At 59.0% G+C, this 25,319-nt stretch carries 27 protein-coding genes; 12 read left to right on the top strand and 15 right to left on the bottom strand.

Annotated features, from left to right (window positions below):
- Positions 1 to 53 precede the first annotated feature (53 nt).
- Genes PM04_RS06780 through PM04_RS06770 form a run of 3 tightly spaced genes read right to left on the bottom strand, consistent with a single transcriptional unit; the run spans position 54 to position 3,368 of the window.
- Positions 54 to 1,370 (bottom strand): FAD-binding oxidoreductase, encoded by a 1,317-nt coding sequence (locus PM04_RS06780; protein WP_161785686.1) that lies wholly within the window; start codon positions 1,368 to 1,370, stop codon positions 54 to 56.
- Entirely contained in the window at positions 1,337 to 2,689 is a 1,353-nt protein-coding gene (locus tag PM04_RS06775; RefSeq protein WP_038004843.1) for a glutamine synthetase family protein, read from the bottom strand. Before PM04_RS06775 ends, PM04_RS06780 begins: the two co-directional genes overlap by 34 nt.
- Complete coding sequence (locus PM04_RS06770; RefSeq protein WP_038004840.1) at positions 2,682 to 3,368, bottom strand: type 1 glutamine amidotransferase; 687 nt, start codon at positions 3,366 to 3,368, stop codon at positions 2,682 to 2,684. The genes PM04_RS06775 and PM04_RS06770 overlap by 8 nt, the downstream gene beginning before the upstream one ends.
- A gap of 132 nt (positions 3,369 to 3,500) precedes the next feature.
- On the opposite strand from PM04_RS06770, the gene purD reads away from it, so the two are divergent.
- Positions 3,501 to 4,763, top strand: coding sequence for a phosphoribosylamine--glycine ligase (gene purD, locus PM04_RS06765; RefSeq protein ID WP_038004837.1), 1,263 nt, complete (start codon positions 3,501 to 3,503; stop codon positions 4,761 to 4,763).
- A 105-nt stretch (positions 4,764 to 4,868) separates the two neighbouring features.
- On the top strand, positions 4,869 to 7,253 hold the full coding sequence (locus PM04_RS17350; RefSeq protein WP_052068233.1) for a methyl-accepting chemotaxis protein: 2,385 nt from the start codon (positions 4,869 to 4,871) through the stop codon (positions 7,251 to 7,253).
- A 66-nt stretch (positions 7,254 to 7,319) separates the two neighbouring features.
- On the opposite strand, the gene PM04_RS06755 is transcribed toward PM04_RS17350, so the two are convergent.
- Positions 7,320 to 7,601 (bottom strand): DUF2312 domain-containing protein, encoded by a 282-nt coding sequence (locus tag PM04_RS06755; RefSeq protein WP_038004835.1) that lies wholly within the window; start codon positions 7,599 to 7,601, stop codon positions 7,320 to 7,322.
- 107 nt (positions 7,602 to 7,708) lie between these two features.
- Between PM04_RS06755 and PM04_RS06750 the strand changes: the two genes are divergently transcribed.
- Complete coding sequence (locus tag PM04_RS06750) at positions 7,709 to 7,924, top strand: hypothetical protein (RefSeq protein WP_038004833.1); 216 nt, start codon at positions 7,709 to 7,711, stop codon at positions 7,922 to 7,924.
- Between the two features lie 3 nt (positions 7,925 to 7,927).
- Here the strand turns inward: PM04_RS06750 and PM04_RS06745 are convergent, their stop codons facing one another.
- The 3 genes from PM04_RS06745 to PM04_RS06735 are packed head-to-tail and all read right to left on the bottom strand — an operon-like array spanning position 7,928 to position 9,830.
- Positions 7,928 to 8,455, bottom strand: coding sequence for an ester cyclase (locus tag PM04_RS06745; protein ID WP_038004831.1), 528 nt, complete (start codon positions 8,453 to 8,455; stop codon positions 7,928 to 7,930).
- 15 nt (positions 8,456 to 8,470) lie between these two features.
- Positions 8,471 to 8,788 carry a GMC oxidoreductase gene (locus tag PM04_RS06740; RefSeq protein ID WP_234702815.1) on the bottom strand — a complete coding sequence of 106 codons (318 nt, stop codon included), beginning with the start codon at positions 8,786 to 8,788 and terminating at the stop codon, positions 8,471 to 8,473.
- Complete coding sequence (locus tag PM04_RS06735) at positions 8,781 to 9,830, bottom strand: ABC transporter ATP-binding protein (RefSeq protein WP_038004827.1); 1,050 nt, start codon at positions 9,828 to 9,830, stop codon at positions 8,781 to 8,783. Before PM04_RS06735 ends, PM04_RS06740 begins: the two co-directional genes overlap by 8 nt.
- 102 nt (positions 9,831 to 9,932) lie before the next feature.
- Here PM04_RS06735 and PM04_RS06730 point away from each other — a divergent pair, with 102 nt between their 5' ends.
- Positions 9,933 to 10,919, top strand: a complete 987-nt coding sequence (locus PM04_RS06730) for an ester cyclase (RefSeq protein WP_052068232.1) — start codon at positions 9,933 to 9,935, stop codon at positions 10,917 to 10,919.
- Here PM04_RS06730 and PM04_RS06725 read toward each other — a convergent pair.
- Positions 10,916 to 12,946: an enoyl-CoA hydratase-related protein gene (locus PM04_RS06725; RefSeq protein WP_038004825.1), complete on the bottom strand. Its 2,031-nt coding sequence runs from the start codon at positions 12,944 to 12,946 to the stop codon at positions 10,916 to 10,918. The two genes, PM04_RS06730 and PM04_RS06725, sit on opposite strands and share 4 nt — an antisense overlap.
- Before the next feature lie 221 nt (positions 12,947 to 13,167).
- Between PM04_RS06725 and PM04_RS06720 the strand changes: the two genes are divergently transcribed.
- Together PM04_RS06720 and PM04_RS06715 are read left to right on the top strand one after the other, a co-directional pair.
- Positions 13,168 to 13,617: an isoprenylcysteine carboxylmethyltransferase family protein gene (locus tag PM04_RS06720; protein WP_038004823.1), complete on the top strand. Its 450-nt coding sequence runs from the start codon at positions 13,168 to 13,170 to the stop codon at positions 13,615 to 13,617.
- A 79-nt stretch (positions 13,618 to 13,696) separates the two neighbouring features.
- Positions 13,697 to 14,392: a thioredoxin family protein gene (locus PM04_RS06715; RefSeq protein ID WP_052068231.1), complete on the top strand. Its 696-nt coding sequence runs from the start codon at positions 13,697 to 13,699 to the stop codon at positions 14,390 to 14,392.
- On the opposite strand, the gene nthA is transcribed toward PM04_RS06715, so the two are convergent.
- From nthA to PM04_RS06695, 4 genes are read right to left on the bottom strand one after another with little or no spacing between them, the layout of a single operon-like run.
- The gene (gene nthA, locus PM04_RS06710) at positions 14,389 to 15,030 is read right to left on the bottom strand and encodes a nitrile hydratase subunit alpha (RefSeq protein ID WP_038004822.1); all 642 of its coding nucleotides are present in this window, start codon (positions 15,028 to 15,030) and stop codon (positions 14,389 to 14,391) included. The two genes, PM04_RS06715 and nthA, sit on opposite strands and share 4 nt — an antisense overlap.
- Before the next feature lie 50 nt (positions 15,031 to 15,080).
- The gene (locus PM04_RS18320) at positions 15,081 to 15,344 is read right to left on the bottom strand and encodes an SH3-like domain-containing protein (RefSeq protein WP_038004821.1); all 264 of its coding nucleotides are present in this window, start codon (positions 15,342 to 15,344) and stop codon (positions 15,081 to 15,083) included.
- The gene (locus tag PM04_RS18315) at positions 15,334 to 15,675 is read right to left on the bottom strand and encodes an SH3-like domain-containing protein (protein WP_038004820.1); all 342 of its coding nucleotides are present in this window, start codon (positions 15,673 to 15,675) and stop codon (positions 15,334 to 15,336) included. Before PM04_RS18315 ends, PM04_RS18320 begins: the two co-directional genes overlap by 11 nt.
- Positions 15,672 to 16,103, bottom strand: a complete 432-nt coding sequence (locus tag PM04_RS06695) for a TIGR01244 family sulfur transferase (protein ID WP_369793298.1) — start codon at positions 16,101 to 16,103, stop codon at positions 15,672 to 15,674. Before PM04_RS06695 ends, PM04_RS18315 begins: the two co-directional genes overlap by 4 nt.
- 230 nt (positions 16,104 to 16,333) lie before the next feature.
- Here PM04_RS06695 and PM04_RS06690 point away from each other — a divergent pair, with 230 nt between their 5' ends.
- On the top strand, positions 16,334 to 16,516 hold the full coding sequence (locus tag PM04_RS06690) for a hypothetical protein (RefSeq protein WP_038004818.1): 183 nt from the start codon (positions 16,334 to 16,336) through the stop codon (positions 16,514 to 16,516).
- Between the two features lie 66 nt (positions 16,517 to 16,582).
- On the opposite strand, the gene acnA is transcribed toward PM04_RS06690, so the two are convergent.
- Positions 16,583 to 19,273, bottom strand: a complete 2,691-nt coding sequence (gene acnA / locus PM04_RS06685; protein WP_038004817.1) for an aconitate hydratase AcnA — start codon at positions 19,271 to 19,273, stop codon at positions 16,583 to 16,585.
- Between the two features lie 164 nt (positions 19,274 to 19,437).
- Here acnA and ccmA point away from each other — a divergent pair, with 164 nt between their 5' ends.
- The 5 genes from ccmA to PM04_RS06660 are packed head-to-tail and all read left to right on the top strand — an operon-like array spanning position 19,438 to position 22,239.
- Positions 19,438 to 20,070 carry a heme ABC exporter ATP-binding protein CcmA gene (ccmA, locus tag PM04_RS06680; protein ID WP_038004816.1) on the top strand — a complete coding sequence of 211 codons (633 nt, stop codon included), beginning with the start codon at positions 19,438 to 19,440 and terminating at the stop codon, positions 20,068 to 20,070.
- Positions 20,067 to 20,723, top strand: coding sequence for a heme exporter protein CcmB (ccmB, locus tag PM04_RS06675; RefSeq protein WP_038004815.1), 657 nt, complete (start codon positions 20,067 to 20,069; stop codon positions 20,721 to 20,723). The genes ccmA and ccmB overlap by 4 nt, the downstream gene beginning before the upstream one ends.
- A gap of 55 nt (positions 20,724 to 20,778) precedes the next feature.
- Positions 20,779 to 21,507: a heme ABC transporter permease gene (locus PM04_RS06670; RefSeq protein WP_038004814.1), complete on the top strand. Its 729-nt coding sequence runs from the start codon at positions 20,779 to 20,781 to the stop codon at positions 21,505 to 21,507.
- Complete coding sequence (ccmD, locus tag PM04_RS06665) at positions 21,504 to 21,674, top strand: heme exporter protein CcmD (RefSeq protein ID WP_234702814.1); 171 nt, start codon at positions 21,504 to 21,506, stop codon at positions 21,672 to 21,674. Before PM04_RS06670 ends, ccmD begins: the two co-directional genes overlap by 4 nt.
- Positions 21,667 to 22,239: a DsbE family thiol:disulfide interchange protein gene (locus tag PM04_RS06660; RefSeq protein WP_324618314.1), complete on the top strand. Its 573-nt coding sequence runs from the start codon at positions 21,667 to 21,669 to the stop codon at positions 22,237 to 22,239. The genes ccmD and PM04_RS06660 overlap by 8 nt, the downstream gene beginning before the upstream one ends.
- 96 nt (positions 22,240 to 22,335) lie before the next feature.
- Here the strand turns inward: PM04_RS06660 and proS are convergent, their stop codons facing one another.
- Both proS and PM04_RS06650 read right to left on the bottom strand, forming a co-directional pair.
- Positions 22,336 to 23,676, bottom strand: a complete 1,341-nt coding sequence (gene proS / locus PM04_RS06655; protein WP_038004813.1) for a proline--tRNA ligase — start codon at positions 23,674 to 23,676, stop codon at positions 22,336 to 22,338.
- A gap of 61 nt (positions 23,677 to 23,737) precedes the next feature.
- Positions 23,738 to 25,285, bottom strand: coding sequence for a Ppx/GppA family phosphatase (locus PM04_RS06650; RefSeq protein ID WP_038004812.1), 1,548 nt, complete (start codon positions 25,283 to 25,285; stop codon positions 23,738 to 23,740).
- Positions 25,286 to 25,319 lie beyond the last annotated feature (34 nt).

Genomic DNA, 25,319 nt, shown 5'->3' with positions numbered 1-25,319 from the left:
CTTTGGTTTAAAAATATCCCGGGGGCGTCCGCAGGACGGGGGCAGAGCCCCATTCAACCGCGCAACCGGTCCATAGCGGCCGCCCACATCATCCCGCCGGTCGCCATCAAGCCTCCAAACATCCGCCCCCCGGGCAATGCAGGCACGGGCAAGTTACCCAGCAGGCCCAAGCGTGTTCGGTCGCCACATATCGCCTCCGCAAGGGCTTTGCCCGCAAGCCCTGACAAGGCCAAGCCGTGACCTGAATACCCGCCCGCCGCAAAAACGCCGCCGCCCAGATCCGCGACATAGGGCAACCTTGTGGCCGTCACTGCTAGGGTGCCCCCCCACGCGTGATCAAACCGCACATCCGCCAACTCCGGATATACCCGTCCAAGGTTCTGCCGCACACGCGTGGCAATGTCAGATGGATAGCGTTTGCCATAGCTTTCGCCACCGCCATAAACCAACCGCCCATCCCGGGTTTGCCAAAAGTAATTCACGACGAACCTATCATCCGCCACCGCGATCGGATCAGTCATGGGGGCTGCATCGCCCAAAGGTTCAGTCACGGCGATAAAGTTATTGATGGGCAGGACCCGCACTGCCACACGCCTAGTCAGGTGCGGGCCCAACCCGTTGGTCGCGTGCACCACACTGGCCGCGCGCACTTCGCCGCCGCCCGTTTGGACAAGGCCTGATGTCAGCCGATGCACCTCAGAACGCTCATACAGCCTGACGCCGGCCTCCTCACATGCGCGGACCAGCCCCGCGACATAGGCAAGCGGGTTACAAAAACCTGCGCTCATATCCACCACGCCACCCGCAAAGACCTGCGTGCCGAGGCGTGCGGCCATTTCATCCTTTGACCATAAATCTAACGACTGGCCATACCGGTCCGCCATATGTGCCATGTGTTCGCCGTAGCCTGTCGCCTCTTGCTCGCGCGAAAACGCATGAACAATGCCGGGCCGATAATCGGCCTCTGGCGCATGCGCCTCGATCAACTCACGGGTGAGTGCTTTAGCCTCTTCCGCCTGTGTCCAAAGCTGAGCGGCCATCTCAACGCCCAGCTTTTTCTCCAGCTTGCGCTGATCCCAATTAAAGCCGCTGCCTACTTGCCCGCCATTCCGCCCCGACGCGCCCCAGCCAAAGCGCGCAGCCTCCAGCACAATGACATCTTGGCCCATCTGCGCAGCATGCAAAGCCGTCGATAGGCCCGTGATCCCACCACCCACGACACAGACATCAGCTGTCGTTGCCCCACGCAGAGGTTCGTACAACGGTATCGGCGACTGAAGGCTCGCATAATAGCTGTCTGGATGCTGGCTCAACGGGCCATTGGCATGCAGCCAGCTCATACGTTTAACAGCAGGTGCTCCCGCTCCCACGGGGAAATCTCCTGTAGGAAGGCCCGATATTCCAAATCCTTCACAGAGCGATAAATCTCAGCAAATCGCGGGTGCAGGACCTCATGGATCTCGGTCGCCTCGGCGAACAGATCCAGCGCTTCGGCCATATTTCGCGGGATGCCTTCATCACTCGCGTAGGCGTCGCCTTTGAATTGCTCTGCCGGTTCAATCTGATTGACCAACCCCAAGTAGCCACAGGCCAGTGACCCTGCGATCCCGAGGTAAGGGTTGCAATCCATTCCCGCGATCCGGTTTTCCAATCGCCGAGCCTGCGTGTTCGAAATCGGCACGCGCAGACCCGTGGTGCGGTTATCACGCCCCCATTCCAAATTAATTGGTGCGGCGAAATCCGGCACATACCGGCGGTAACTGTTCACGTAAGGCGCCAAAAGCGCGATCACCTGCGGCAGGTGCTTTTGCATGCCCCCAATAAAGTGCGAAAAGGCAGGCGTTTCCTCGCCCTGCGCGTCCACAAAAATGTTGTTACCATCCGTACCAACGACTGAGTGGTGAATGTGCATCGCGCTGCCCGGCTGATCTTGGATCGGCTTGGCCATAAATGTGGCATAGCAATCGTGGCGCAGAGCGGCCTCTCGGATCATGCGTTTGAAATAGAATATCTCATCGGCCAGTTTCACCGGATCGCCGTGGCGCAGGTTCATCTCGATCTGACCCGAGCCGCCCTCTTGTAAGATGCCATCAATCTCGAGGCCCATCGCTTCGGCGAAATCATAAATATCGTCGATGACGGGACCGTATTCATCCACCGCAGACATGGAATAGGCCTGTCGTGCCGCCGCTGGCCGCCCCGAGCGCCCCAAGGGCGGAACCACGGGTTGGCGAGGGTCCGTGTTGCGCGCAACAAGGTAGAATTCCATCTCTGGGGCAACGACGGGTTCCCACCCGCGGGCACGGTAAAGCGCGACGACACGCGCCAGTACGTTGCGCGGAGCGACGGGCACAGGCGCGCCGTCAGGATCAACCATGTCGTGGATAACTTGCAGGGTCCAATCTGCCGTCCAGGGTGCCGCGCAGGCAGTCTCTAGGTCCGGTTGCAGGATCATGTCGGGTTCAAGGAATGGCTGGTCCCCATCGTCGGCCCACTCACCTGTGATGGTTTGCTGAAAGATTGAGGCAGGCAGGTAAAAATGAGACTGCTTGGCGAATTTAGCCGCCGGCATCGCCTTGCCCCGGGCAATGCCCGACAGGTCCGAAACGATACATTCCACCTCATCCAGACGACGCCCCTCAAGGTAGGAGCGCGCGTGCTCGGGTAATCCAGAAAGCCAATCATCCATTATGTGCATCCTTGAAGAAGGCCGCGATCATGGCAGCGGCTGGTGCCTGATCAATGGGCTCATCCAACGCAACCATCGCCGCATCCATGCGGTCAGGGTCATAGCCTGCCATGCCTCTGCGCATCTTAATGTAGGTCTCAATCACTTGCGGTGAAAACTCAGGATGCGGCTGAAGCGAAAGCATGCGGTCCCCGTACACCAGCGCGGCATTCTCACAGAAATCAGAAGAAGCCAGAACACGAGCCGCCTCAGGCCGCGTGACAACCTGATCCTGGTGCAGCGCATTCAGCGCGATATCGCGGTCCCCCATGCGGTAAACAGCGCGTCCAATCCCCCAGCCACCATCATATTGGACAACTTTTCCGCCCATAGCCTGCGCCATAATTTGATGGCCAAAGCAAATCCCAACCTGCGGGATACCCGCTGCATAGGCGTCACGAATGAACGCCTCAAGCGGAGGAATGAATGGGTGGTCCTCATATGCGCCGTGCTTTGAGCCAGTCAGAAGCCAGCCATCACAAGTGGTGACGCTAGGCGGAAAGACCATGTTTTCGATGTCATAGCTGGAGAAGGTCAGGCCGTGTCCGTCAAAGAGACCCTCGAACATTGCGTCGAAGTCTCCGTGGTGCGCTGCGACCTCGCCCGAGGTATGGCCGCATTGCAAGATACCGATGTGCATAATTCACCTGTGCGTTTGCAGCGCGACATTAGGCGCGACACAGCGCCTTGCCAAGCGGGCGTTTTGCCTCTTTCGGGCGGGGGCCGAGGCGCGTAAACCGAGGTCAACTGGATGATGCCCAAGGAGGCCCGCATGAATATTCTGATCCTCGGCAGCGGCGGGCGCGAACATGCGCTGGCTTGGGCGGTCAAGCAAAACCCAAAATGTGACCGCTTGATTGTGGCGCCCGGCAACGCGGGTATGGCCCATCTCGCTTGGTGCGCAGACCTCGACATTATGGACGGCGCTGCGGTGACGGAATTTGCCGTGGCAAATGCAGTGGATTTTGTGATCATCGGACCTGAGGCGCCTTTGGCCGCTGGCGTGTCTGACGTGATCCGCGCGGCGGGCATCGCCTGCTTTGGCCCCAGCCAAGCCGCGGCTGAGCTAGAAGCCTCCAAGGCGTTCACCAAAGAGATCTGCGATGCCGCAGGTGCCCCAACCGCCGCATACGCACATTTCACCGCACTGGCCCCCGCGCAGGATTACGTTCGCCAACAGGGCGCGCCCATCGTCGTAAAGGCCGACGGGCTGGCTGCGGGCAAAGGCGTGATTGTTGCGATGACAGAGGCCGAAGCCCTTGCGGGGCTAGAGGATATCTTTGGCGGTGCGTTTGGTGATGCCGGCGCGGAGGTCGTGATCGAAGCCTTCCTCGAAGGTGAAGAGGCCAGCTTTTTCGTACTGGTCGATGGCGAAAACATCATGCCGCTCGGCACCGCCCAAGATCATAAGCGCGTCGGTGATGGCGACACCGGTCCCAACACTGGCGGTATGGGCGCGTATTCCCCCGCGCCCGTGATGACCCCCGAAGTGGTAGAGGCTACACTTGCGCAAATCGTGCGGCCAACAATGGCGGAAATGGCACGTCGCGGCAGCCCCTATCAGGGTATTTTGTTCGTCGGCCTGATGATCAAAGACGGCCAGCCAAGCCTCGTGGAATATAACGTGCGGTTTGGTGACCCAGAGTGCCAATGCCTGATGATGCGCCTTGGTGGGCAAGCATTGGATGTTATGCTTGCCTGTGCCGAAGGGCGGCTTTCGCAAGCGCAGGTGCACTGGGCAGATGATCACGTGATGACCGTTGTGATGGCTGCCAATGGCTACCCTGGCGCCTATGAAAAAGGCAGCAAGATTAACGGACTGGACGACATTCCAGAAGACAGCAAAACCATGGTGTTCCACGCAGGTACAGCGGCAAAAGACGGCGCAATCGTGGCAACAGGTGGCCGGGTGTTGGCCGTGACCGCGCGGGCAGATAGCCTCGCGGAGGCACGCGAACGCGCCTATAACATGGTCGATACAATTGATTGGCCCGGTGGCTTTTGCCGCCGTGATATCGGGTGGCGGGCGCTGTAACGCCCCAAAAACTACGGCAGGCCCATAGCGCGGCCTGCCTGTTCACAGACAATAAAGAATTTTGCGGTAGCAGGATGGAACACTCGCACAACCTGAGAGCTCCTGATGCCCAAAATCACTGCATTCCTTCGCCATAAACCGATTCTTTGGGCTATCCTCGCAGCGACCGCCCTGCCCATTGTTCTTGCCGCGATGCTGTCGCTCTTTTCCACTGTGAAAAGCGTGAGGGAATACAGTGATTACAGCACGTTAATCACATATACGACCTTTTCAACGCGGCTATCCGCATTGGTGCATGAACAGCAAAAAGAGCGGGGCGCATCCGCCCTATTTCTTAGCTCGAAGGGTCAAACATTCGGCCCCGAATTGCGTGATCAGCGCGAGTTGACGACGAAGCTACGAGCAGAGATCAAAGGGCAGATTGCAGAGCTATCGCAACGGTATCCTGACAATCCGATCAATCCACAGCTTAAGGGCATCGTGACCCAGCTTGCCGTGATGGATGACATGCGGTCGCAAGTGGATGCGCAATCGGTTTCGGTGGGCCAGGCTGTCGCTTACTACACCAACCTCAACGCAGACGTCTTATCAGCAATCCGCGCCTTTGCCGCGCAAAGCCCAGACCCACGCAGCTTTGCAGCCATTTCCGCCTATTCCGCTTTCTTACAAGGCAAGGAGCGAGCCGGCATTGAGCGCGCCATCGGCTCCGGTGGCTTCGCGGCGGGCTTTACGGTGCAGTCCCTAACCCGCCTCAACGTGCTGATCGCTGCGCAAAACGTATACTATTCGCAGTTCAAAGCCGACGCGACCGCAGAACAGATCGCTCGGTTTGATACATTGATGTCCTCTGAGGCCGCGACCAGTGTTCAGCGTATGCGCGATGTGGCGAACGCGGGCGGATTAAGCGGTGCAACTGAAGGCATCACAGGGCCCACACACTTCTCCGCGCAGACAAACAAAATCAACCTTTTGAAGGAATTTGAAGACTCGCTTACCGCAGATTTGCTCGCGTTCACCAATACCGCCCAAAAACAAATCCTCACAAACGGTATCCTGACAGTCGCAGGGCTAACAGCCTGTTTTCTCTTGTGCTTGGCCTTCAGCGTGTTGATGGCACGGGTCATTCGCAACTCGGTGGTCGAAATCTCAACTGTCGCGACAAAAATGGCAGAGGGCGAATTGCAAACCGAAGTGCCCGAGGTAACAGAAACCGAACTGGGGCAACTGTCGGCCGCAATCGCGTCATTCCGCGACAGCATTCTTGAGGCTCAAGCCCGAGAAGCAGAGTTGCAGGAGCGTGAACGCAACGAAGTCGAAACACGGCGACAGCAGGAGCGCGAAGCAGCCGCGACTGCGGAACGAACCGCTTTGGCCGAAGCCGCGAATGAGGAACAAGCCCGCAAAACGAACGAAAAGATCGCGGAGGAGATCGCGTCAGTTGTACGATCTTTCGCCCATGGTGATTTCTCAAAGCGGCTCCCCGTCGAGGACAAAGAAGGCACATTCAAAGAGCTTTGCGTCGGCATAAATGAGATCGGTGAGGCAACGGAAACCAGCCTCTCTGCTATTAAAACAGCGGTTGAAGCTTTGGCTGAGGGCGATATGAGCCACCGAGTTGCAGGCCAATACGATGGTATTTTCAAACTGATCATTGGCAGCGTAAACGATGCGATGGACAGCTTGACGAAAATCGTTAGCAGCATCCGCGACAGCAGCATGAATATGCGCGACTCAACCGATAGCATCGCTTCTGCCGCTCAAGACTTGGCAAAGCGGACTGAAAACAATGCGGCTTCGCTCCAAGAAACAACCGTCTCCTTGGCCGCGCTCACGACGTCGGTTCAAGAGGCATCTGGCATCGCACGTGAAGCCAGCGCAGACGCCGCCGATGTGAACCGGGCAACCCATCAAGGCAATACTCTTCTGCAAGAAACTGTTCAGGCGATGGAGGAGATCAAGAAAAGCTCCGCCGCAATCAACAAGGTGATTGACCTGATCGACGACATTTCCTTCCAAACCAACCTTTTGGCCCTGAATGCTAACGTTGAAGCCGCCCGAGTGGGTGAAGCTGGTCGCGGATTTATGGTTGTCGCCAATGAAGTTCGCAGTCTAGCGGGCCGCTCTTCTGAGGCCGCAAAAGAGATTGCCGGCTTGATTTCACTCAACGACAAAAGCATCGGGGACGGTGTGGCACTGGTCGACCAAAGCCGCTCTTCTCTTGAAGCGATCGCCACGCGAGTGCAGGAAATTGCCGACCGGATTCAACGCATTGCAGAAACGTCGGATCAACAAAGTTCAGGCCTCGCGGAGGTAAACGAAGTATGTGCTCATCTGGACCAATCGACCCAACAAAACGCAGCAATGTTCGAGGAAACAACTGCGGCTATCAATGTAATGAACGAGGAAGCAGCAAGCCTAATGGGCGCGGTTGGCGCATTCAAAACACAGCCGAGTACAGCAGAAGACGGACAGAACGCTTTAGTGGCATAAGCAGCGTGCAAGTTAGAACGTAGCCTTTGGTTCAAACACCAAGGCCACGCTGGAACCACAGAACGCCTAGCGCATCCCCAGGGCTTCTTTGTACATGTCCAATATTGCCTCTTCCTCAGCAATATCGTCAGGCTCACGCTTCCGCAGCGCCATTACTTTGCGCATAACTTTAGTGTCATAGCCTCGCCCTTTAGCTTCGGCCATCACTTCCTTCTGCTGCTCAGCAATGTCCTTCTTCTCTTGATCAAGGCGCTCAAGACGTTCGATGAACTGACGCAGTTCGTCGGCTGTGACACGGTAGCTATCGGGCGTTGAGTTCGAGTGGGTTTCGGCGGACATATCGGACATAAGCAAGCTCCTGCGGAACGGAATGAGCACTGTGCCTATCCTGACGACCCGTCTTGCGCAACGGGGATTCTGACGCTAGCGAAGGGCAACTCAAAGGGAGCAAAACCATGGAATGGATGGTGTGGATCGGCGCAGGCATGACATTCGCGGGAATAGCCCTGCTTGTATGGTGTGTCGCCATTGCGGTGAAAGCCAAGCGTGCAGGACTTGAAGGTGCAGAAATGGAGCTGCGCCTGCGCGGGTTGGTGGCACTGAACCTCGGTGCCGTGGCTATCTCCGCGCTAGGCTTGATGCTGGTTGTTGTCGGCATCTTTCTAAGCTGACGCTTACCCCGGCTGTGGCGACTGCTTTTCACCGCGATCAAACGCTTCCCAACCTTCGCCGTTGAAAACATCAACCCCGAGCTGTGCGAGCACGTGGGGAAAGTCGACCATCACGTAATTGTCGACAATCTTACCGTTCTCAACCTTCCAAAAATCCATGTAGCGGATTGTAATCCGCTTACCTGTGGCTTCGACGCCCATAAACCGGCCTGAATGATTGGCCTCTTGCCGACCAAAAGCTGCAGCCCATTCACCCATGTAAAGTCGCGCTTCATCCACGCAGACTTTGTCCGAAAACGCAGCCTGAAAGGGCTTTTGCCAGTTTTCTTGAAACGCGCGCAGGCCTTCTTTGGTGCCACACCCCGTATTACCCATCCAACGAAAACCTTCAGCAAAGAACTCTCCGATGTCGGCAATGCGGTGGTCATTCAATCCATCGACCATACCTTCGATGACCGCCCGGGTCTCTTCGGTCTTGGACATATCGGTTTCACGCGTGAGGGTGGCTTGTTCGGGGCGGCTGCCTTTCATGGGGACGTCCTTTTGCTATTTGGCTTTGATTTGTTGTGTGATCAGCCGCGCTGCGCGGTGGCCAATCATGATAGAGGGCGCATTTGTATTCGCAGATGTGATACGCGGCATAACACTCGCGTCAGCAACCGATAGCCTGTGAATGCCACGAACTGCCAGATCATGGCCAACGACCGCACCAATCGCACATGTTCCAACCGGGTGATACGCCGTTCCCAGATGCGCATCGATATGCGCGTCAACTGCCTTGGAATTCTGAGCCGCCAAACGGCCAGCGCACGTCGCACCCGCAGCCCCGCCCCCGACAGCGATCAGATCAAACGTCTTAGCCAACCCGTTCGCCGGTTTGCGCATCAAACAGATGGCAGATGCCTACTGGAATGTCGGCGGCGAAGGGCGCACCGATCTGTGTGCGGAACTCTTTTCCCGCCTTCACGGCCGCCAATGCGCCTCCGGCTTTGACGGTGACCATCGTGCTATCGCCCAATAATTCCATCGAATAAACTGGGGCACTCAACTGGCCTTCGCCCTGCGCGACGCTGGCGTCCTCAGCACGAAACCCACAGATCACGGGGCCATTTGCAACGCCGCTAAAACCGGGAACAATGATGTTGGCGCCCGTAAATGTGCCGTCGCGCATCTCACCCTCCATCAGGTTCATCGCAGGGTTGCCAATGAAGCCCGCGACAAACGTATTGGCCGGTCGATCATAAATCTCGGTCGGGGTACCAACTTGCTGCACCTTGCCCTGCTTCATTACCACCACACGATCCGCAAGCGTCATAGCCTCGATCTGGTCGTGTGTGACGTAAATCGTGGTCACCTGAAGCTCATGGCTCAGGTTTTTGATCTGTGCACGGGTCGATACGCGCAGCTTTGCATCAAGGTTGGAAAGCGGCTCATCCATCAAGAAAACTTGGGGCTTACGCACGATTGCGCGCGCCAAGGCGACCCGCTGACGCTGTCCACCCGACAACGCGGCGGGTTTGCGATGCAGAAACTCTTCCAACTCAACCATGGCGGCAGCTTTCATCACCCTGTCATGATGATCGGCCTCTGGCACTTTGCGCACCTTCAGTGGAAAACGGATGTTCTCATAGACGTCCATGTTCGGATAAAGACCGTAGCTTTGGAACACCATCGCCACATCCCGATCCTTTGGGTCGAGGTCATTAACCCGGTTGCCGCCAATAACGATGTCACCAGACGTCGGGTCCTCAAGACCGGCAATCATCCGCATGGTCGTGGTTTTGCCGCAGCCAGAGGGGCCCAAAAGGACCAAAAATTCCCGATCAGCAATCGTCAGATCAAATTTATGCACGCCGACGAAATCGCCCCAACGCTTCGTCACATCCTTCAAGACGATCTCGGCCATGATCTGCTACCTCTGTTGTGTCGCAAGCACACTAGACAGCGCGCGCAGGGCGGGGCAAGAGTTTTTGCATAGGTTTGCAAAAATCACGGAACGCATCGTCAAATGGATCTCGCTCAGCTGAAATCAGAGGCTTTCGCCACCCTTCAGGGCCTTTTCTCCGGCACCATCGCCCCGCACGAAGACGCCCAAGCACAGGCCATGCATCCGGTCGGCCATGTGACAGGCGGCTCGGACGTAGCGGAGATATGGCACGCGTTGCGCCGCGCCCTCCCCGATGGGGAGCGGAGAGACGACATTTTTCTTGCGGGTGAAAACCATCCTGACCCGCGGGCGAAGTTTGAGCGATTTGGACCGCTGGTCGCCTGCATGGGCAGTTATCAAGGTACCTTTAGCGCGCCACTGTTTGGCATTCCGCCCAGCCACGGCGTCGTCACCTTGCGTTACGGCGAGGCGCATTACTTTGAGGACGGTCGCCTGCTGCGATCTTGGCTAATTTGGGATCTTGCGGACCTGTTGTTGCAAGTGGGCCGCTGGCCCTTGGCCGCACCTCTTGGTGCGCCGGGTCTCTGGCCGGGCCCCAAAGGCGGTGGCGGTGTTTTGCTCGACAGGGCGGGTCCTGCAGATGCACTGGCCCGCGTTTTTGCGATGCACGACGCCCTTTTGAGCTTTGACGGAAAATCGCTCGATTCCATGCCGATGTCTGACTGGTGGACCGAAAACTTTATGTACTATGCCGGGGGCGGTATCGGTACGACCCGCGGCCTTGCAGGATTTCGCGCGCATCACCAGATACCGTTTTTACACGCCTTTCCAGATCGTTACGCCATAGGTCATTTCATCCGAATTGGGGACGGTGACTTTGCCGTAACGGGCGGTGACGTGGGCGCGACCCACACGGGTGAATACCTCGGCATGGCCCCCACAGGCCGACCCATCAAAATGTCAGTCATGGACTTTTACCGGTTCGATGGTGACCGGATCGCGGAAAATTGGCTACCAATCGACATCCTAGGACTAGCCGCCCAGATGGGCGTAGACGTCTTAGCGAGGGTAGCACACCACGCAGGCGCACCCCGCCGAACGCTTTAGGGCACAAGCGTTTCCCGCATCTTGGCCACGGCGTTTTCGAGCAGTGGGGCGGGCTGCCAAAACGTGGCATCGCGCGTGCTATAGCCCCAGATACGGCTCAGAAAGAGGCCAAGCCCCTCATCCTCAGCCGCCCAAATGGGACCGCCCTGACCGCGCGGCCAACCGAGCCCAAACACAGCCGCCACATCTAGGTCAGAGGCGCGGGCAACACCTTGCGCTCCCAAAATCCGCGCCGCTTGGTTGCTAATCGCCGCCGCGCAATAGGGCACGATATCGGCATCAAGGACCGGTTTTTGGGCAGGCTGCAAAAGCGCAATCGCCGATTGAACCGCCGGATTTTCGCCCACAAGTTCACCGGCGTCCCACGTGTAATAGCCCAAACCGGATTTGATCCCGTTTTGCCCCGCTGCGATCAAGGATGCGGCTAGTTTGATACCGCCTTCCGACTGATACGCCGCGGCCTGTGCGATGCGGGTCCGAGTGGCCACAATGCCGAAGCGGTCTTGCCGTACAAACGGCCCCTCGCGCCAGCCAGCCTTGGCAAAGGCCGCGTCGATCTGCGCCACGCTCGCCCCCGCCATAAGCAAATGATCTGCTGCCACGAGCCAAGCTGCCTCAAGCGCGGGCAACACCGGTGGCTTGCCTGCTGGCACCTCAATCGTGGGCTGATCCAATACACCTGCTAATGCGAGGCCAAGGGCCCGAGCCTTTGGGCTGGTAGTCTCAGACGGGCACAGCTCCAACACCGCGCGTGGCGTCATCAACCCCCGACAAGGTAACACTTGAACTGCCACCGGCGCAGGCCCGGCCTGCCCGTCCGACGGGCACAAGCAAACTGCATCGTCCCGCGTATATGCAAGCACATCAGGCCGCACTCCGCCCATAAACACCACATCGCATGACCCGATATCCTGCAAATTCTCAGCTAGGTTAATCCCATTCATTAGCGCATTGAGGCGTCCGGCCGAAAGATGACCTGCAACCTCGGACCGCTGGAGGTGACGCTCAATCTGCGCACTCAGGCTAGCGCGGGCATCAGGATCATCGCCGCCTACAACCAATGCCAAATTCGCACGCAAAGCGCGGGCTCCCAAAAGGGCGGCGATCCGATCACTCTGCGCATCACCGCTTGCCACTAGCCCAAGCCGTCCGACCGAAACCTGCCCTGTATCTAAGGGTTTGGTCCGCACCGCATCCCGCCGCGCAAGAAAGATAGCACGCAGCGCCCGCGCAGCCGGGTCCTCTGCACAGGTTGCCGCCAATCGTGCCTCCAGCCGAAAACCAGATGCCATATCATCCGTCAAAGCGGCCTCAATACAGGACAGAATTGCACGTGGCGCACCAGTTGGCGCATCAACAACAGCCCGTTTGGTCCGTTCCGCGTCCAGAGCCTCAAGATCCAGCTTGGAATGGACCAAGGCATCCAACCGTTTTCGCGTCGGACGCGGGGCAACCTGCAAGGCGCGTGTTGTCGCGGCGTCCAATGGTGCGCCTTGGGTGACTATATCCAAAAGTCCCAATTGTTCAGCCCGCGGCGTGCCGAATGCGCGCCCACCCAGCAGCGCGCTCATGGCGGCGCGCCCGCCGACAATCCGCGTTAACCTTTGTATTCCGCCAGCCGCAGGCAACCAGCCCAGCGCGATGTCCGGGAATGAGAATTGCGTATCCACTTGTGCGACGCGAAAGTGGCAAGCCAACGCCAACTCTAGTCCCGGACCAATCGCAGCCCCATGGATCGCGGCGACAGTCGGCTTGCGCGCATCCTCCAGCATCCGACACAGCGCCGATAATGCGGAATCCGGCCGCGCCACCGCGCCACGCAAATCCGCACCTGACGCGAAACCCGTGCCCCCGCCCGTTATCACCAGTGCCCGCACATCAGCATCTAACAGCGCCGCCTGAACAACCGATTGAGCCTCGGCAATGACCTCCGGCTCCAGCCCATTTCGCGGAGGATACGCCAACGTGATGATTCCCACACCTCGCTGATCATGGCGGGTCACAAGTTGGAGCCGCGTTTGGGTCATGCTATCTTTCATCAAATGCCTCGGTTTGTGCCAACCCGCGCGCTAAAATACACCGCGCGCAAAGCTGATCCATCAATAATGCCTAAGTGTTCGCAGCCGCAGCGCCGTTGACAAGTCTCTTGCCGCTTGCGACCAGAGCGAATGGAATGTTTGCATCCCCTTGTGACCTCAGCGCCGCAGTTTGCGCATGCGTGGCAGCCCGCTAACCCGTGTTGGCCACGATGAAAGGGTTTCCCGACCTCCCGCCACTTTGGCTGCTGGCCTGTTTGCTCCTGACGTGGGCGCTTGCCTCGTGGCTGCCACTCGCCTCTTTTGCGGGGCCAGTCGCCACATTCATCTCGGTCATCTTACTTCTGCTGGGCCTAGGCCTCATCGCCTGGTCCGCGTCATGGTTTTACCAAAAACAAACAACGATTGAGCCTCACCACACCCCACGCATCCTCATCGTTGAGGGGCCATACAAAGTAACCCGCAACCCGATCTATCTGGGCATGGTCGCCATCGCCGCCGCAGCCGTTTTCTGGCACGGTGCCCTGGTCACCCTGCCCCTGCCCGCGATCCTCGCCCTCATCTTGCAACGTCGCTTCATCGAACCCGAAGAGATCGCCTTGCACCTGACGTTTGGCGACACCGCGCTTGACTATATCTCCCGCACGCGCCGCTGGCTTTAACACCGCTCGCAATTGCTTGATTGGCGTTGCGCCGTGGGCTGCTCTATATGCAAGATTACCAAACATCGGAGCCATCTTGATGCGTCACACTCTCGCGGCCTGCGTTCTTGCCCTTCTTCCCCTATCCGCCGTTCAGGCTGATCCCGTGGTGGTGGAGCTTTTCACCTCGCAGGGGTGCTCCTCTTGCCCACCCGCAGATGCGCTGCTGGGTGAGTTGGGCCGCAATGAGGACGTGATCGCACTGGCTTTGCACGTGGACTATTGGGATTATATCGGTTGGCCCGACACCTTTGCCCAGCCCGCCTTTGGCAAACGTCAAAAGGGGTATGCCCGCGCCGCTGGCAGCACCGTCGTCTACACGCCACATATGGTGGTGGGCGGCACAGACCACGTCGCAGGCGCCAAACCGATGCAAGTCATGGAACAGATTGCGGCCCACACAGAACGCGCGCCCGGCATGCGCATGACGGTGGCTTCAGGCCCGAACGGCATTACCATTCGCGCAGAGGCTGACAATCCAATCGACCCGCCTGCTCGGATCATGCTTGTGACCTATACGCCGTCACAGACCGTGGACATCACCTCTGGTGAGAACGCAGGCAAATCTGTGACCTATACGCATGTCGTAACGGATTGGACCGCACTTGAACGCTTTGATGGCGCGCGCCCTCTAACGGTCACACTGCCCCCCGCGCCCGAACCACCGGCGCGGCGCGTGGTGCTTGCCCAAGGGGAAAACTATGGCCCCTACCTTGCGACGCTACGCATCGATTAGGGCGCTTTGGCCACACCAACGCCAATCATAGCGTCCCGCGTGACCAACGCGGCAAGGTCAGCCTCGCTCAAATCCGCAGTGCCCTCGGGCCGCGTGGGCACCACAAGATACCGCATATCCGCCGTACTATCATGCACTCGCAGTGTAACTCCCGCGGGCAGCTCCAAGCCGAACTCGGACAACACCTTGCGCGGCTCACGCACAGTGCGCGACCGGTAAGCCCGCGATTTGTACCAGTCGGGCGGCAAGCCCAACAAGTTGCGCGGATAACAAGAACACAGCGTGCAAACGACCACGTTGTGAACGTCCGTAGTGTTCTCAACCGCGATCAAACGCATAGGCCCTACATCGAACCCCATCTCCGCGCAGGCCGCCGACCCATCCGCCAACAGCCGCGCCCGAAACGCGGGATCAACCCAAGCCCGTGCCACAACTGCGGCCCCGTGCGCAGGATTGCGCGCATCCATCGCCTCAATCTGGGCCGACACAGCCTCCGCCGTTGTCACGCCCTTTTCGATCATCAACTCCCGCACCGCGATCTCCATGACCTGCCAATAGCTCAGCGGTCCGTCTTGATCTGCACGGTAAGGATGGCCAGACGGGCTCAATTCATCATGGTCAAGGTGATCATGTGGCATCGCGCACCCCTCCCTCCTTTGTTCCAAAAATACTCAAAATTCCAACGCCATCAAACGGGCTCAAGCCAATGGGCATAGATTTCCGCCTCAAGCACATCTTCGGGACGCTCTGCATCTGCCCCCCAAACATCGCCCATCCGAAACCGCACCCGGTACAGGGCCAAGGGGTCCGCCCGCAGACCGTATGCAAGCTGCTCGGGGTTGCCAAACGGACCCAAGGTCCGCTCAACCTCGCCAATTTTGCCGCGCAGGTAGCTGGGCGTGCGAACATGCCCCGGCGGTGCCCAAGTGCGCACCCGTACCTTATCCAGCATTACTCGCCTCACCGTAGGTCTCACCGCGCGCCTGCACGGCCTCCATCTTTTCGCCCAACTCAGCGATCGAATAGACCCCCTGCTCCAACAGGTTTTGATTGATCGCCGCGACCCAACGCTCATAGTAGGTCATGGTTTCAAAGGCCGCCTCGCCCATGTCTTCCAGCGCGCGGCGCAGCCCATCCACGGAAAAATGCCCCGCACCTGAGGCGAGGATCATCAACGCATCTACCCGCTTTTCCCAAAGGGCAAAGTCATGGTCATCCTGCGGGATTGGCCCGGCAAGCGCGCCGCCCATATCGTGCCAGCGTTTGCCGTCCAGCCCGCTCATGCTTCACCCGCGAGCGCGTCAATCTGCCCGCGCAGCCCGTCCAGCTGATATCCCCCAGACGCAGTTGCACTGAGGATGTCATCGGTGGGCATTTGCCCCGCCTGCGCCAAGGCCCACATAATCGCAGAACGTGTGCCCGACGCACAATAGGCCACGACCGCACCTTCGCTGCCGGCCATCGCCTCGGATTGCTCCTCCACGTTGTCCATCGTCATCGCGCCCATCGTGATAGGGTTGAACACAAACGCAAGGCCTGCCGCCTCAGCGGCCTGTTGCATCGCGGCGGCCTGTAGTGGCGGAGGGTTCTCCACCTCGGGGCGGTTACAAATCACGGTCGTCACGCCCTGTGCGGCCAGCGCGGCCATGTCTGAGGGCTCCAATTGCGGTGCCGCAAAAAAGCCGGGCGCTAATTGTCTAAGATCCATCATTACTCCTTAGGTGTCTTCCGGTGGTGCGGGCGGGGTCGCCCAGCAGGTTGGCACCATCGTGGACCGAGACGCGCGCCGGTTCAACTGCTCCCACGCCCAAACTCTAGCGCTGCTCCAATTATTCAACCTGTGGGTAAGCGCAAAAAACGTCACTCATCTGATGCACCGCAAAGAACCTGTCACACATCCGGGGCATACTGTTGCCAAAGGTCTCAATAAGGAGGAACACGATGACCACCCTACCACGGACTGCCCCCGACACACCGACCGCTGAAACGATCGATCTATGGTCGCGTCAGATGATCGAAATGCAAAAAATGCTGCTTCAGCCTGCATTGTTACAGGACCGTACCGAGCCTGCCCCAAAGGTTGAGGAAGCCGATGACGACATGTGGGACAACATGCCCGTCTAGCCTCGGCCGCGCGCATATCAGCCCCGCCATATCATCCGGCGGGGCCTAATCGGCTTGACCGCGCGACTAGCTCGCCTTGGCAAGGTTACGCAGCACGTAATGCAGCACGCCGCCGTTTTCGATGTATTCAATCTCAACCTCGGTATCGATCCGGCATCTCAGGGTGATTTCCTTGATCGAGCCATCACTCATAGTAATCGTACAGGGCACCTCCTGTAGCGGTTTCACCGTGTCGAGCCCGTGGATCGAGACAGTCTCTTCCCCCGTCAGACCCAGCGTTTTGCGCGTGTCTTCGCCCGTGAATTCCAGTGGGATCACCCCCATGCCGACGAGGTTGGAACGGTGTATGCGCTCAAAGCTTTCGGCGATCACTGCTTTCACGCCCAAAAGGGCCGTGCCCTTCGCCGCCCAGTCGCGGCTAGAGCCTGCGCCGTATTGCGCGCCCCCGAAAATCACGAGCGGCGTGCCCGATGATTTATAGGCCATCGCTGCATCAAAGATCGACATCTGCGTGCCATCCGGGCCCTTGGTATAGCCGCCCTCGACCCCGTCCAGCATCTCATTCTTGATACGGATGTTGGCGAAGGTGCCGCGCATCATCACCTCGTGGTTCCCCCGCCGCGAGCCATAGGAATTGAACTCCCGCAAGGGCACCTGACGGTCCATCAAATAGCGGCCCGCCGGCGTCGTTTCCTTGAACGCACCCGCAGGTGAGATGTGGTCCGTCGTGATCATATCCCCCAAAACCGCCAATACCTTGGCGCCTTCGACGTTCTCAATCGTACCGGGTTCCATCCCCATGCCCTGAAAATAGGGCGGGTTCTGCACATAGGTGGAATTGGGCGGCCAGTCATAGGTTTTTTGATCCGTGGTCTCAACGCTTTGCCACTTTTCATCGCCCTTAAAGACGTCGGCATATTTGGTTTGAAAGGCCTCGCGCGTGACGGTCTGCTCAACCAATTCTGCGATCTCGGCTTGTGTGGGCCAAATGTCCCTGAGGAACACATCGCGGCCCTCTTGGTCTTGGCCCAACGGTTCGGTCGTAAGGTCGATATCCATCGTGCCCGCCAGTGCGTAAGCCACAACTAACGGAGGAGAGGCGAGGTAGTTCGCCCGTACATCAGGGCTGATCCGCCCCTCGAAATTTCGATTTCCTGATAAGACTGAGGTGGCGACAAGATCGCCCGCAGCAATTGCCTCCGATATCTCGGGCTGTAATGGCCCCGAGTTCCCAATGCAGGTCGTGCAGCCATAGCCGACAAGGTTAAAGCCAATCTTATCCAAATCCTCTTGCAAGCCCGCCGCCTCTAGATAAGCGCTGACCACCTGTGATCCGGGCGCTAGCGAGGTTTTGACCCAAGGCTTACGGTTCAACCCCAAGGCCGCTGCCTTTCGCGCCACAAGGCCCGCCCCGATCATGACATAGGGGTTCGACGTGTTGGTACAGGATGTGATCGAGGCGATCACGACCTTGCCCGATGACAGAGAATAATTCTCTCCCTGCACCGGGACTTCTTTGTCCGTCGGGCGCTGAAACGTCTCGGCCATTTCGCGGGTGAACGCGGATTTTGCATCCGTCAGCGCGACATAATCTTGCGGGCGTTTCGGCCCCGAAATCGCAGGCACGATCGTGCCCATATCAAGATGAAGCGTCTCGGTATAAATCGGCGAATAGTTCGCGTCGCGCCAGAGGCCGTTGGCTTTTGCATAGGCCTCTACCAGTGCGATGCGGTCCGCATCCCGCCCCGTGGTGCGCATGTAGCGCAGCGTTTCCGCGTCGATGGGAAAGAACCCGCAGGTCGCGCCGTATTCAGGGGCCATGTTGGCAATCGTGGCCCGATCCGCCAACGGCAGCGTGTCCAGACCCGCGCCATAGAACTCAACGAACTTGCCCACGACCCCCTTGGCACGCAACATCTCAACAACCTTGAGAACAAGGTCAGTTCCCGTCGTGCCCTCTCTCATCTGACCGGTCAGCTCAAAGCCCACAACCTCGGGGATCAGCATTGAAATCGGCTGCCCTAACATCGCGGCCTCTGCCTCAATGCCGCCGACACCCCAGCCCAGAACGGCCATGCCGTTGACCATCGTGGTGTGGCTATCGGTACCGACCAACGTGTCGGGATAGGCGATCTGCACCCCATTTTGATCGGCATCGGACCAAACGGTCTGGGCCAAGTATTCAAGGTTAACCTGATGGCAAATCCCCGTGCCGGGAGGCACCACGCGAAAGTTGTTGAACGCCGATTGGCCCCATTTCAGGAACGTATAACGCTCCATATTCCGCTCATACTCGCGGTCGACATTCATCTGAAACGCGCGCGGGTTGCCGAACTCATCGATCATCACCGAATGGTCAATCACAAGATCCACGGGGTTCAGCGGATTGATCTGCTGCGCGTCGCCGCCAAGTGCCACAATACCGTCGCGCATCGCCGCAAGGTCCACAACGGCCGGAACCCCGGTGAAATCTTGCATCAAGACGCGGGCCGGGCGGTAGTTAATTTCGCGAGGGTTTTGCCCGCCCTGCACGGCCCATTGCGCAAAGGCCTTAATGTCATCAACCGACACTGTGCGTCCGCCATCCTCGAACCGCAGCATGTTTTCCAGAACGACCTTCAATGCCGCCGGAAGCCTTGAGAAATCCCCCAAACCGGCGGCTTGCGCTGCGGGGATCGAATAATAATCGATCTGTGCGGCCCCAATGTTCAGGGTTTTGCGGGTCTGTGCGGTATCGCTGCCAACGACAACAGTCATGGTGGGCTCCTCCTAATTTGAATGTCTTTATATCAAATTTGGGAGGTTTTGTGGCGTCCACAAGGGCGCGAGGCCCCGTCGCGTTTGCAAAAGCGATAACCGCAGCCCAGCGCGGCGATGAAACGGGGGTTTCAGTCGTGGCATGAGGGGGTTAGACCGGAGCCATGGAATGGTCCGTCACGAACCTGGCCTGCCGCCGCGGGCAATTGCGCATCCTCGAAGGGGTGACGTTTGAAGTCGCCGCAGGCGAGGCGTTGATCCTGCGCGGCCCGAACGGCGCGGGCAAAACGACATTGCTGCGCTGCCTTGCGGGGTTAACGCCACCGCTAGAGGGCCAGATCAACGCACCCGAAGACACCATCGCCTACGCCGCACACGCAGATGGGCTCAAGGCACAGCTGAGCGTCGCGGAAAACCTCGCCTTCTGGGCCGCCGTCTTTGAAAGCGACCGTGCGCATGCTGTAGAAACCGCCATCGCGGCCTTTGACCTTGAGGCTTTGCGCGACCGCCGCGCCGGCGCCCTATCTGCGGGGCAAAAGCGTCGCCTATCGCTTGCGCGTATGGTCGTCACCGGGCGGCCCATCTGGGTCATGGATGAACCAACCGTCAGCCTCGATGTCGAAAACGTTGCGCGCTTTGCCCGCGCCGTTGAATCCCACTTGGCTCAGGGCGGCTCTGCCCTGATCGCGACCCATATCGACCTTGGCCTGCCGACTGCCCGCGTGCTCGACATCAGCCCCTTTACCAAACTGTCCGGTCGCCAAACCGACGACCCGTTTGAGGAGGCCTTCGAATGATCGCCCTCTTGCGCCGTGACCTCGCGCTCGCCTTCCGTGCAGGCGGCGGCTTTGGGCTGGGGCTTGCGTTTTTTCTGATCGTGACGGTCTTGGTGCCCTTCGGGGTTGGCCCGAACTCAGCCACCTTGGGCGTAATTGCACCGGGCATTCTCTGGCTCGGCGCGTTGCTGGCGTGCCTTTTGTCACTCGACCGGGTGTTCGCCCTCGATTGGGAGGACGGCTCGCTGGACCTGTTGGCAACCGCCCCGCTACCGCTGGAGGGCGTCGCGGTATCAAAAGCGCTCGCGCATTGGATCACGACGGGCCTGCCGCTCGTGGCGATCTCGCCACTGCTTGGGCTGTTCCTGAGCCTACCGGTGGAAGCCATGTCGTGGCTGATCCTGTCACTGCTCGTCGGTACACCCGCGCTTTCGTGGCTGGGTACGTTTGGGGCGGCTCTGACCGTCGGCCTCAAACGTGGCGGGTTGCTCATGTCGCTGTTGGTCTTACCGCTCTATATTCCCACGCTGATTTTCGGCGCTGAAGTCGTCAAACGCGGTGCCGATGGGCTGGCCACGGCGACCCCGCTTGCGTTTCTTGCGGGCATCACGTTGGGCACTGTCGCGCTGCTGCCATTCGCAACGGCTGCCGCCCTCCGCGTCAATTTGCGCTAACACCCCTCCCGCTTTGTCCCTTGTCGCTGCTTGGCCGGCCTCATAATTTCACCCCATGTCTTTGTGGGAATACGCCAATCCGCGCCGATTTATGGCGACCTCATCGTGGCTCTTGCCGCCGCTCGTTGTGATGTCAGCTTTGCTGATCGTAACGGGGCTCGTTTGGGGTTTCTTCTTCACCCCCGATGACTTCCGCCAAGGCTCAACGGTCAAGATCATCTACCTGCACGTGCCCGCCGCCCTGATGGCGATCAATGCGTGGCTGATGATGCTGGTCTGCTCACTCATATGGATCATCCGGCGCCACCATGTCAGCGCGCTTGCCGCCCGCGCCGCAGCCCCCATCGGCATGGTCATGACACTGATTGCCCTGTTTACGGGTGCGATCTGGGGCAAGCCTATGTGGGGCACTTACTGGGAATGGGACCCGCGCCTGACGTCGTTCTTGATCCTTTTTCTGTTTTATATCGGCTACATGGCCCTGTGGGAGGCGATCGAAAACCCCGACGCCGCCGCCGACTTGACCTCGGTACTTTGCCTTGTCGGATCCGTCTTTGCCCTGTTGTCGCGCTACGCGGTTCTGTTCTGGAATCAAGGCCTGCACCAAGGGGCGACCTTCTCAATGGACAAGGAGCAGAACATATCAAACGTGTTCTGGTATCCGGCGGTCATATCCATGGCGGGCTTTGTGTGCCTGTTCGTGACGCTGGTCCTCTACCGCACGCGGATGGAAATCCGCCGGCGCCGCCTGCACGCCCTTGATGCCCGGAGCATGGCCGCATGATCATCGCACGCATTCTGCCAGACCTTGGAAAATACGCGACGGAGGTTGGCCTCGCCTATGGTGTCAGCCTTGGTCTTCTCGCGCTTTTGATTGGGCAATCCTTGTGGAAAGGCCGTAAGATCAAGCAACGGCTTCAGCAGGAAGAAAAGGCGCACAAAGGTGAGTGAGACCCCCACCCCGGACAAGCGGAAATCTGTTAATTGGGTCGCGATGATCCCTGTTGGGCTATTTGCCGCCCTAATCGGTGCCTTCTTTGGCCCGGGGTTATTTCGCGACAATCCCGATGCCCTGCCCTCAACCATAGAAGGCCGCCAAGCACCCGCAATTGAAGGCGTTGAACTGCCCGGACTGGCGTCATTCGACGATGCCACCCTGCGCGGCGGTGACGTGACATTGGTCAACTTCTGGGCCTCTTGGTGCGTTCCTTGCCGCGCTGAGCACCCGATGATCAAAGAATTGTCCGAGCAATTGCCCGTCTACGGGATCAACTACAAGGACGAGGCGGCTGATGGCCTCGACTTCCTTGCGGAGCTTGGTGACCCATTTGCCGCCCACGTGGCCGATGCAACCGGCCGGATGGGGATCAATTGGGGCCTGTACGGCGTGCCCGAGACCTACGTGATTGCGGGCGACGGCACGGTCGTCCTGCGTTGGGCGGGACCAATCACACGCAGCATCATGAAAGACACGATCAAGCCCGCGATTGAGCGGGCGGAGGCGATGGCGCAGTAAAAAGCCACACTGCCCCGATCACTCGCCTATCAAAAAACCCGCCAAAGCATCAGCTGAGGCGGGTTTTTCATTTTTGTGAACTGAGGGGCCAGCCCCTCAGAGATGCTTTGCGTAAATCTCAACCAGCTTGGCGACCGCAGCTTCGGGGGCCATCTCTTCGCTTTCACCCGTCCGACGGGAGGTGAGCTCAACCACACCGTTCTTCAGGCCCCGTGGACCCACGGTGATCCGCCATGGCAGACCAATCAGGTCCATGGTCGCGAACTTGCCACCGGCTCGCTCCTTTCGGTCATCGTACAGCGGATCAAGGCCTGCGTTGATCAGAGCGGTTTCAAGCCCCTCACATGCGCCATCAGCCTCGGCATCACCCTGCTTTAGGTTCACGATACCAACGTGGAAAGGCGTCACGCCCTCTGGCCAAATGATGCCTTTGTCGTCATGGCTGGCCTCGATAATTGCGCCCAGAAGGCGGCTCACACCGATCCCGTGGGAGCCCATATGCACTGGCGTCGGCTTCCCATCGGGACCTTGGACCGTGGCGCCCATTGCCTCAGAGTACTTGGTCCCGAAATAGAAAATCTGGCCCACTTCGATCCCACGCGCCACGCGACGACGCTCCTCGGGGATTTCGTTGAATTTCGCCTCATCGTGGGTTTCATCGGTGCGGGCGTATTTCTCAGTGAATTCACGCATGATGCCCGCGCATTCTTCAACACTGTCGTAGTCAATTGCACGATCACCAAATGTCAGGTCCGTGACAGCAGAATCGTAGAACACTTCGCTTTCGCCAGTGTCAGCCAGCACAAGAAATTCATGCGTGTCATCGCCACCAATCGGGCCACTGTCCGCACGCATCGGGATCGCCTGAAGGCCCATCCGCTCATAGGTGCGCAAGTAGCTGACAAGGTGGCGATTGTAGGCGTGCAGTGCCGCTTCCTTTGTCAGATCAAAGTTGTAGCCGTCTTTCATCAAGAACTCACGCCCGCGCATCACGCCGAAGCGAGGCCGAACCTCATCGCGGAATTTCCACTGGATGTGGTACAGCGTCAGCGGCAAGTCCTTGTAGCTGGACACATGGCTGCGGAAGATATCGGTGATCAACTCTTCGTTCGTGGGGCCGTACAGCATATCGCGGCCATGGCGGTCGGTGATGCGCAGCATCTCTTCGCCGTAATCATCATACCGCCCACTTTCACGCCACAGATCCGCCGATTGCAGCGTCGGCATGAGCAGAGGGATATGGCCCGCACGTTCCTGCTCTTCGTGGACGATTTGCTCAATCCGTTTGAGCACCTTAAAGCCCAGCGGCAACCAAGAATAGATGCCGGCCTGCGCCTGCTTGATCATGCCCGCGCGCAGCATGTAGCGGTGGCTGACAATCTGCGCCTCGGACGGCGTTTCTTTGAGAACGGGCAGGAAATAACGGCTCAGGCGCATGGAAAGTCTCCGGAAAAGTGCCCTCTTGCCTTAGCCAAGCCAACGCCCGGGGGCAAGCCGCTTAGCTGCGCGCGACACGAACCTTGGAAGTGGCCCCAAGGCTGCTTTCGAGCGAGGCAAAGCGCGCCTGTGCCACCTCTCCGAACAGGACCTCCCCTTCACCTGCGGGCAGACCCAGTGTGATTTGCCGCTTTTTGGGCGCCCATTCCAACGTCGCCATCAACGTCGGATCAAGCGCCGAGAACATCGCCCCAAAGCGCATTGCCTTGCCCAAAACCTCAGCCTGTTCGGCCTCCTCTGGGGTGAGCAAATGCGCGAGGCTATCGTATTTTTCATAGGCCCGTTTGTTGCGGTAACGGTGCAATAGGGCGAGGCCAAGAAACACACGCTCCGCATGGGATAGCCCGCCAAAGTTGGACCGCGCGGCCCGATCAAACCCCACATCCGCACGGTAGTCTGGGTGCGCGCGCCAGCCCACATCATGCAGCAGACACGCAGCCTTGATCAGCCGTTTGCGCGCAGCCGTGACCTTGGGAAACAGCGGTAGAATAAAATGATACAGCGTCCGCCCGAAACCCGGCTGGCGGGCATCTTTGGCCTCCGTAAAACGGCAGGCCTCAATCAGTGGATCACGCTCACGCAGGGATTGGGGCATCTGTTCATACAAAAGCCCCTCACGAATGCCGTAGCTCGACACCGCAACTTGGCTCGGCTTGAAGTGATGCAAAAGCCGCAAGATGACTTCGCCAGCGATGGGCACCAACGCCATACGTGCCGCCGAAGTTCCTGTGCGTTGGCGCAGGCCCTCTAGGTCTTGCAGGCCGATGTATTGCACCGTCGCGCGAACATCTTGGGGTCGCATCGTATATTCGTGCAGCACATGCAGCGGATAGGCACGGCGTTCCATGTCGATCCGCGCAAGTGCGCGCCATGACCCACCCACAAGAAACAGCGTCTTGTAGGCGCCCGACATCTCTTCGCGCATCGCGCCGAGGGTCGCGTCAATCTCAGCCAAGCGCGCCTTGCGCCCACCGGGCAGCCCTGCCAGTTTGAGGGGCCCCAGACGGGCTGAAACGCAGGCACCAACATGGCCATGCGTCACCTCAGCCAGTTCCATAGACGAGCCGCCGATATCGCACATCAAACCGTCCGCCTGAGGCCAGCCCAACAAAACACCTTGCGCCGAAAACCGCGCCTCTTGCTCTCCGCTGATGCATTGAATGCGCAGCCCGGTCACGGCCTCAACCTCGGCGACAAAGGCGTCGCCATCCACGGCCTCACGCACGGCGGCGGTGGCCACGGCCACCAGTGGTGACACCTGCATGGACCGCGCGATAATCGCAAAGCGGTGGATCGCGTCCAATGCGCGGGTACGTCCTTCGGGGTTTAGAACGCCCGTTTCAGACAGCCCTGCCCCGAGCCCACAAAGAATTTTTTCATTGTAAAAATAAGCTGGCGACCGCGCGGCGCCGTCAAAAACCACCATCCGTACGGAGTTGGAACCAACGTCAATCACCCCGACTCGCGACAGTGCACGCGCTTTGGGGTCGTCGAACAACGGGGCTCCAAACAGATCCCACGGCTCCGCACTGCGTTCCGCTCCGTCCATGTGGATCTCCTTGGTCGCTCAGACACATCCCGAT

Origin of the sequence: Thalassobacter sp. 16PALIMAR09 (assembly GCF_000765485.1) — a bacterium.
GTDB lineage: Bacteria > Pseudomonadota > Alphaproteobacteria > Rhodobacterales > Rhodobacteraceae > Thalassobacter > Thalassobacter stenotrophicus.
This window is presented reverse-complemented; position numbering and strand designations above follow the sequence as displayed.